This is a genomic window from Acinetobacter sp. NIPH 542 (assembly GCF_000369825.1).
Taxonomy (GTDB): domain Bacteria; phylum Pseudomonadota; class Gammaproteobacteria; order Pseudomonadales; family Moraxellaceae; genus Acinetobacter; species Acinetobacter oleivorans.
On record NZ_KB850206.1, the window covers coordinates 2,500,393 to 2,509,746 of the forward strand.

The window sequence follows — 9,354 nt, forward strand, 5'->3', positions numbered from 1 at the left end:
TTTTAAAAACACATTTCGACGTAAAAACCTAAATCATCTTGTGCTGCATAATAATTTTCAGAGGTCAGTAATGAAGTCATATAACTGCTGGCCTCTGAAAAGTCGTCTTCATTGACTGGATAAGGCTGCCAAAATGTTTTCAAATTATTGGTATAGATTGGATATAAACGCAGTCGATCTTTTGACAAATCTAGCCGAGCAATACATCCATACGGCAAAGCGTTTTGCTCTGTATATTCACCATTGCTATTAAAAACTGCATTGCCAATACCAAATATTACAGGCTTCTGATTAATCACTTTAATCGATTGAATGGTATGAGCTCCATGACCGATAACGAGGTCCGCACCAGCTTGAGTCAGAATATCAGCAAGCTTGCTCTGCTCTTTTGTAATTGGCTTAAAATCGATACCCCAATGAGAAATAACAATAACTTTATGCTCAGGGTTAGTCTGCTTATAACGACCTATTTGTTCAAGCAAAACCCCATTTAGACATGCAACTCCACTCTTAGGACCTAGGGCATAAAAATCATAATCTAGATAGGCAGTGTCTCTGTGCCAATAGCCGTTAAAAATAGTGTAATGCTTGTTATTAAATGTGATTTCAAAGTAGCTATGAGCATCTTTTTGGTTTAATCCTGCACCGATATAAGAAATATTGGCCTGATCAAATTGCTGTAATGTATAAGTTATTCCACTATTGCCATGATCTTTTAGATGGTTATTGGCCAACACAACATGGTTAAGGTGAATATTCTTAAATTCTGCTAATGTTTTTTCAGCCTCAGCTTTAAGAATAAATGGCTTTTTATGTGTTAATAGTGATTGATCTTCTAAAGAAAATACTGCTTCAAAGTTAGCGATATTTAAGTCATTTTCACCTAAAAAAGCTTTTATTTTTTCGAATGAATAGCTGTATCCATATTGTTGTAGGGCATCTTTTTGCCCCTTAGACTTGCGCTTTTCTGTATAGATCTCCCCAAAATAAGTATCTCCCAAAATGTTGATCATGCCACTTTGAGTAGAGCAAACTTTAGGTTTTACGTTCTGCTCTTGAAAACAGTGATAGTAAGGAACCAAATGTTCAATTCGATGAATATCATCTAAAAATGAAAAGAAACCGATGGTCTGGTTTTCTTCAAAGAACGTGAGATAAATTTCTCGAAACGAATTAGAGAGGTATAAGACCGTTACGACTGATTGAGCCATTAATGGCGTCTGGGGAAGATAAGGCTTTCCTTTAAAAATAAGCTCTTTAATAAAGAAAACTTTTCTGATTTCAGCTGGATAGGTATAAATATTTTTGATTAATAAAAACAAATGTTTTAGCTGATTTCGTATACCTTCTTTTTTAAAATTTAAGTGATAGATATTAGCTCTTTCGGACAAAATTAAATGCGCTTTTTTACTTGTACCGTAAAGCATATTGCTTAAAGCATGTTTTACATCTGCTGCTTGGGTAAAAATTAAGAACTGTAATAGCTCAGTAAAGGTGTAATGTTCAGAAGGCTTTAAGCCTAGATTGTGCTGACCTACTTGCTCAGATAGGTGTTCAGGCACGGCATAGACATCTTGAGCTTGTATGTTGTTTTGCTGAAATTGCTCTAATGCATAGTCGATGAGTAATAGCGTTGAGACATCATCGTCAAATTCGAATTGCCATAAAGCTTCATCAAAACTTGTAGTGCCGACATGTGCTAATAATTTGATCTCAACGGGTTGATATTTCATGGCTCATCACCTTTGTAATCTTTTACATAGGCGATATAACCCGACAAGTTATGTTCTTGGTCATCAATCCGTACTCGAAAACGGTCATGTCGAATATAAAACGCATGTAAAATTTTATCGGGGCGTGCCATATACATGGCCATTTCCGGATAAAAAAATCCTGTAGTTTGAAAATCTGCTCTAAACTCAATTAGCTTTTGAAGCTCAGACATATAAGCCTGTTCAAAAAGTGTTGTATGCCCCTGCTCTTTTAAACGGCTCACCATTTTATAAGCAGCCATTAACATCTCTAACAAAGTTGCATATGTCGTTTTTCGATTTCGAATAAAAATAAAATGTTTTAAATAATTATTTAGACCAAAAATAAAATATTTATCTTCTGGGCATATTTTAGTGAGTTCATTGGTACAATAACTTAACCAATGATCATGATATTTTTCATATCTATTTTCAATAAAATATTCAAACATTAATTTAACTGTTTCTAATAATCTAGAATCTTGGTTAATTTGATATAAACGTAATAAAGCTAAAGCAGCTTCTCCATCATAATAAATAATTCTAAATTTTTCTTTTAAATCATAGTTAGGATAATTTAATACATGAGTCGTTGATCCATTTAAATCTACTAATTTCAAAATACCATTTGCGAGTTTCTCTGCATATTTTTGATAATCAGTTTTTTGTGTGATTTCTTGATATTTTGTTAGCATTAAAATAGCTGCCGCATTGGCACCCAGTTTAATTTCCAACTCACCTTCTTTACCATCAATCATAAAAGCAGTTTCTAGGTCTTTTTCTTTATAAAAGTTGGTCAGTGCATAGTGAATCGCGGCATGAATTTTAGGCGAATATTCAGGCTTATTTTGCACCTCAAATGTTTCTAGTAAGGCATACACTGAGGTACAGTGACGTACCGTATTGTAGTTACGAATGTCTCGATCATAGGCAGAAAAATAACCATAAATAAATTTGCCATTTTCTTGAATCTGGTCATGCAGAAATGCCGAATTTTGCTCAATTAAATGCTGAAAATGCTGTTTTTTATTGCTTGAAATTCCTCTAATTCCATTTACATCATAACCACTCGCTAAGTTAATAAATTCCTCATTTTCATAAAATGCTGCGTAGGTATCAAAAGTCCAAATATCTTGCAGCTCTTGTAATTTAATCTGTGGTTTTGGAGCGTTATATTTTTGCTTAACTGCATAATTTAGGTTTGTTTCATCAAAAAAGTTCGGTTTGTCGTAGCTCAAGCCTCGAATGATTGCTTTTCCATAAATCTCTTGTTCAAGGAAAGCAACTGAACAGTGTTCATCAAATCCAATCCCTTTACGGTAGTGGTTGTTGTGAAATTGATGGTGAACCTGTTGCTCTACTTCCTTCCAAGCTTGTTGCGTTAAGTTGTAAGCCACATCAATTTTTATATATTCAGCCAGCGGTGACTGTGCAAACTGTTCATTAATAAAATCTAATAATTGTTTTTTGGCCTGCTCTAAATTTGTTTTCTCACTGTGCCAGACACTACATCTTTGGTCTTTAGGACCATAAGATAAAAATAAAATAATATTCTGTTTAAGACTAGGAACGTGCTGAACAACTTGCTCTAACCAAAGGTTCAGTTGTCTTTGAAAGTTTAAAAATGCCGTCACTCGAATTCAGTCCCTATTCGTTATTTGTTGTTCTATAAAGTTTTCAATACATCATAGCACGGACAAGCTAAAAGCTAGATTAACGTATTGTTTAAACATAAAAAAAGAGCCCGAAGGCTCTTTTTTTATTTGGTTAATTATCTATTAATAGATAATTTGACCATTGTTGAGAAGATCATTGAGGGTCAATGAAGTTCGAGATTCGTCTAGATGAATCGTCAACAATTGAGTATTTGAATAAGTAAGACCTAAACCATCACGATCAACACTAATCGTAGCGTTTTGAGTCGCAGCATCATAGCTTACAGATACATATTGTCCAATGGTTAAACTATTTGGATTGCCAAGTAATAAGTTACTAATATCAATCTTGTCAGCTTGAGTATCAGTTGCCGTATTACCTACATGGAAATCATTCCATACATCTACACCATTACCACCAGTTGCACTATTCACACTTGCAGCTGTCAATGTATTGTAGATCAAGGTATCCGAGCCATTACCAAGCGTAAACGTATCATTCGCACTTGTACTTACAGCAAGACTATTCAATTCTTGACTCAAATCAATCGTTAATGTGCTGGCAGATTCAGCGCCCGTAACTGATACAAGTTTGTAGTTAATCGTATCAATCGTAGCATTTGCTGCACTATCTAATGGTTTGTAGTAGTACGAACCATCATTGTAGAGATAGAGGGTACCTTCACCAGTATTAATCGCTTGACCAGCGGCAATTTGATAGTTTCCTGGTGTAACTTCAACATACAATTGAGAAGCCACTGTAGTATCTGCAACCCCACCAGTAGTATCACCTACCAAGATATTGCCATGAATCCAATCGGTTAAACCATCAGGTGTGTATTGATCTAGATGAGTTGTTTTCGTAGTCACAACTGAATCAAGTGACATATTACCAATTGGAAGCAAACTAGATAAGCTAAACACAACTCTATAAGTACCAGCAGATAAATGAGACACATCTGCCGAGAATGCCGGAGCACCGAGTATACCTGCCAAGGCTGTCGAAGAACCTGAGTAAACTGTATCTACCCATACTCCACCAACAAACTGTTGGATCTTATAACCAGTCGTCGGTAGAACAGATAAACTTAAAGATGCTAAATAATTCAGCTGAACATGTACATCAGTTACAGTATTAGCAGCAACAACAAATTGGTTCGATGTCACTGTACTGCTTAAAACTGGTGGTAATGTACTAAGTGATACGTTACCACTTGGCACATCAACAACTGCATCAGTTACTTGTTTCATGCTGATCGTTGCATCATTAGTATCCGCGTTAGCGACTGGTGCAGGAATTACCGCATCTACACCTGGGTTAGCGGTATCCCAAGTGATATTCACATCAGGCGAACCAATTTGGATATGCAATGTTGCTGTATCTGTTCTACCAGTTACAGGGTCTGTCACGGTATAGGTAAAGCTATCTACTTTTCCTATATTTAAAGTGTTAGCTGTAGCCTGATAACTATAAGTACCATCCGCATTAATTGTTAAAGTACCATAAGCACCAACAATTGTTGCTGATGAACCTACACTCACAGCTGATGTATTACCATTTTCAGAAGTTACCGAAGTCACAACTGAAGTTGTCGTAATGTAATCGGGCGTATAGTTTGGTCCATATACAGCAGAGTTATCATCTGACAGAACATTACCAATGATAGGATCCACTACTAAGCTAGGTACTTGAGTAATATCACCATTATTCAAAGTAATATCCGCAGTGACACTACCTAGAGCTGTAAGAAGCGTATTGCTCTCCATAAACAACTCATAAGTACCAGAACCTAAGTTATCAACCTTGAATTTCACTTCAGAACCAAAGATACCTAATAAATCAAGCACCCCTGTATCTGCACTATCCGCTACTACTGTACGAGTGCCGTCTGGATTAACTCGTGTTAATACCACGTGTAAACCATCAACAATCGTTGCAACTGAACCAAAGTTCACTGAGATAATTGCTTCAGTAATATGGCCTGGGTCAACTGTAAATGTCGCAGTACCTTGTTTAGTACCGATAACAACTCCACCAACACCAAGTAACCAGTTATAGCTAATTGCATTATCAAAGACTTGTTGTGTCGTTGGATAAACCATGTCAATTGCTGCTGAATCAACATTATCCATTGCATCAACAGGAACTGGGCTTGTGATAACAGCTGGTTGAGATGGATCATTAGGGTTCCAAGTCATATCCACACTATCACTATCCAAGTGAACATATAGAGTCGCTTGAGAACTATTGCCCGTAACTGGATCGAGTAACGTATAAGTAAACTCATCAACTTGTCCGAGATTTAGTCCATTCGCATTTGGTGTGTAAGTGTAGTTACCATTTTGATCAATTACCAAGGTACCGTAAGTACCTGCAATCGTAGTTGTACCAGTTGCACTTACTGCATTTCCATTAACTGTTGAGATAATAGCGTCATGGGTTGCAGCATCAACTGCACCGTTGATACCAACATCTTTAATAACGTTGCCAGAAATTGGCTCGACAGAGTAACCAGCCACGATGTATGGATTATAGACATCCATCGTACCAGTTAATGTTCCGCCTAGACCTACACCTAACAATCCGTCATAACCGATAAATGCACGGTACTGACCTGGTTCTAAGCCATCCACTACAGCAGTTGCTACTCCACCAATCAGAGATAAATCAATGAGCGAAGCTTCTGGGTTAGTTCCACCAATAGATACCCATTGTCCAGTAGTTGCATCGTATTTTTGAACAACTAGTGAGTAGTCACTTAATACATTCGCAGTGAGTAGTCCACTGAAGGTAAATGTAGCTGTACCTTCTCGGTCTGCATCCACATTAAATGCAATGGTTGCATCACCTAATAATTGTAAGTTCAAACCAGCGAGAGAAACTGCTGCTAAGTAACTTGCACTACCAAGAGCTACGTCATCTGCAACAAGCAACGATTCTGGATTAATTTCAGCCACTGCTAGGTTGTCTGCTGCTTTCACAGAGCTCAATTGAATATTGAGATTTGCTTGAGCAGTATCCCCAGTTGTAGGATCGGTTAATGTGTAGACAAACACATCTGTTTGACCTACACCAGCTGCACTTGCAGTAGGAGTATAAATATATGAACCATCAAGATTTATCTCCAAAGTACCATAAGCACCATTAATGATCGTACCATCTGCTACAACAGGTTGACCGTTAACTGCACTTACAACTGTTGTTGGGGTCACGATGTCTACTTCACCTGAACCATTCACTTCTGTGATGACGTTACCATCAGCAACTTCAGTGTAGTATCCACCTACTTGCGTCGTGTCATAAACATCTATTGTGCCAGTTAAGGTACCAAGTAAACCAATACCTAGAAGACCGTTATAAGTCATGAATGCACGGTATTGACCTTCTTCTAAACCATCAATTACTACACTAGGAGTTGTACCTAATAAAGTAAGGTCAAGAATGTCTGCTTGGCCACCACCATAGACAGAAGTCCATTGTCCAGTTGCTGTATCAAATTTCTGAAGAACTAGAGAGTAATCAGATAATGCATTTACTCCAATTAAAGCACTGTACGTAAAGGTTGCATTACCTTCATCACCTGCACCAACTGTAAAGCCAATCGCTTCAGAACCAAGTTGCAAATCAAGTCCAGCAAGTGACACAAGAGCTAAGTACGTTTTGCTACCTAGAGCTGCATCATCTTGTACAAGCAATGGTTGAGGTGCAAGTACTGCTGTATCAGTGTTATCAAAGGCAATGATACTAGACGAACTAATCGTTACCGTACCAGTTGCAGGAATCGATACATTACCCGCAGGATCTGTTGCAGTTACACTTACAGTATGTGGACCATCGATTAATGAAGGAAGTGTATTGTCCGCAAGCGTCCAAGTACCGTCACCGTTGTTGGTCGCATTATAGTTCAAGCCATCAACAGTCACTACAACAGTCGCGGTAGGATCATCAATCGTACCAGTCAATGGTGGCGTATCATCATTAGTAGTTACATTTGTGAAGCCGACTACTGGCGCAATAATATCAACGATAAAGCCGTCTGTACCATCGAGTACATCACCTGTACCCAAGTTACCAGCAAGATCTGTATAAGTACCATTAGCCACACTAATGCTTGGTGCTGTGCCTGTACCATCTGGTGTGAACACTGCTGTCCACGTGATGTTGTCAGTTGTAACCAATGCACTCAACGTACCGCCAATAAGAGTGATGTCATTTGCATCAAAGCCTGTAACTGCTTCACTGAATGTGAAGCTAATGTTCGCTGTTTCACCAGCCGCAAGAGCTAGGTCATCAGTCGTGATCTCAAGCGTTGGTGGAACAATATCTACAACAAAACCGTCTGTACCATCGAGTACATCACCTGTACCCAAGTTACCTGCAAGGTCTGTGTAAGTATTATCAGCCACAGTAACGCTCGGTGCTGTTGCACTGCCATCTTGAGTGAAGGTCGCTGTCCAGGTCACACCACCATCTGCTGTGGTCAAGCCAGTAAGCGTACCACCTGTCAAGGTTACATCTGTTGCATCAAAGCCAGTTACTGCTTCATTGAATGTGAAGGTTACTGTGGTGCTTTCACCAAGAGCAAGATTCAGGTCTGTTGCACTGATCGCAAGCGTCGGTGGCACAATGTCTACAACAAAGCCGTCTGTACCATCGAGTACATCGCCTGTACCCAAGTTACCTGCAAGGTCTGTGTAAGTATTATCAGCCACAGTAATACTTGGTGCTGTACCTGTGCCATCTGGTGTGAACACTGCTGTCCAAGTAATGTTGTCAGTCGTAGTTAATGCACCTAATGTACCGCCTACCACTGTGATGTCACTCGCATCAAAGCCTGTAACCGCTTCACTGAATGTGAAGCTAATGTTCGCTGTTTCACCAGCTGCAAGAGCTAGATCATCAGTCGTAATCGCAAGTGTTGGCGGAACAATGTCTACAACAAAGCCGTCTGTACCATCAAGTACATCACCTGTACCCAAGTTACCTGCAAGGTCTGTGTAAGTATTATCCGCCACAGTAATGCTTGGTGCTGTGCCTGTACCATCTGGTGTAAACACTGCTGTCCAAGTAATGTTGTCAGTCGTAGTCAATGCACCTAATGTACCGCCTACCACTGTGATGTCACTCGCATCAAAGCCTGTCACTGCTTCACTGAATGTGAAGCTAATGTTCGCTGTTTCACCAGCGGCAAGAGCTAGGTCATCAGTCGTGATCGCAAGCGTTGGTGGAACGATGTCTACAACGAAGCCGTCTGTACCATCAAGTACATCGCCTGTACCCAAGTTACCCAAGACATCTGTGTAGCTACCGTCAGCCACGGCAATGCTTGGTGCTGTGCCTGTGCCATCTGGTGTGAACACTGCTGTCCAGGTGATGTTGTCAGTCGTAGTCAGGCCAGTCAATGTACCGCCTACCACTGTGATGTCGCTTGCATCAAAGCCTGCTACTGCCTCACTGAACGTGAAGCTGATGTTGGCATCTTCACCTGCCGCAAGTGCAAGGTCATCTGTCGTGATTGCAAGGGTTGGTGCTGTTGCATCAACAGTCACTGTGCCTGTTACCGGCGTTGAAACGTTACCTGCTACATCTGTTGCAGTCACGCTCACTGTGTGCGGGCCATCTGCCAACACTGGAAGTGTATTGTCTGCAAGGGTCCAGGTACCGTCACCATTGTTGGTTGCTGGGTAATCCACGCCATCCACAGTCACTACCACAGTCGCAGCAGGATCATCGATCGTACCCGTCAATGCAGGTGTGGTATCGTTGGTCGATACATCCGGGAAGCTCACGACCGGTGCAACAAGGTCAACAATAAAGCCGTCTGTACCATCAAGTACATCGCCTGTACCCAAGTTACCCAAGACATCAGTGTAGCTACCGTCAGCCACGGCAATGCTTGGTGCTGTGCCTGTGCCATCTGGCGTGAACACTGCTGTCCAGGTGATGT

Annotated in this window: 2 protein-coding genes and 1 pseudogene; all 3 read right to left on the minus strand. The window is 40.0% G+C overall.

Translation table 11 applies throughout. The features are described 5' to 3' along the window. Positions 1–2: 2 nt before the first annotated feature. Entirely contained in the window at positions 3–1,733 is a 1,731-nt protein-coding gene (locus tag F886_RS17140; RefSeq protein ID WP_005307956.1) for a CapA family protein, read from the minus strand. Continuing rightward, positions 1,730–3,385 carry a glycoside hydrolase family protein gene (locus F886_RS17145; protein WP_005307958.1) on the minus strand — a complete coding sequence of 552 codons (1,656 nt, stop codon included), beginning with the start codon at positions 3,383–3,385 and terminating at the stop codon, positions 1,730–1,732. The genes F886_RS17140 and F886_RS17145 overlap by 4 nt, the downstream gene beginning before the upstream one ends. Positions 3,386–3,529: 144 nt before the next feature. After that, positions 3,530–9,217 (minus strand): annotated as a pseudogene (locus F886_RS17150) (BapA/Bap/LapF family large adhesin); the annotation flags it as partial. Positions 9,218–9,354: the final 137 nt, after the last annotated feature.

Coding starts and splice junctions, on each gene's coding strand:
- F886_RS17140 (WP_005307956.1), bottom strand. CDS start 1,733: ATGAAATATCAACCCGTTGAGATCAAATTATTAGCACATGTCGGCACT.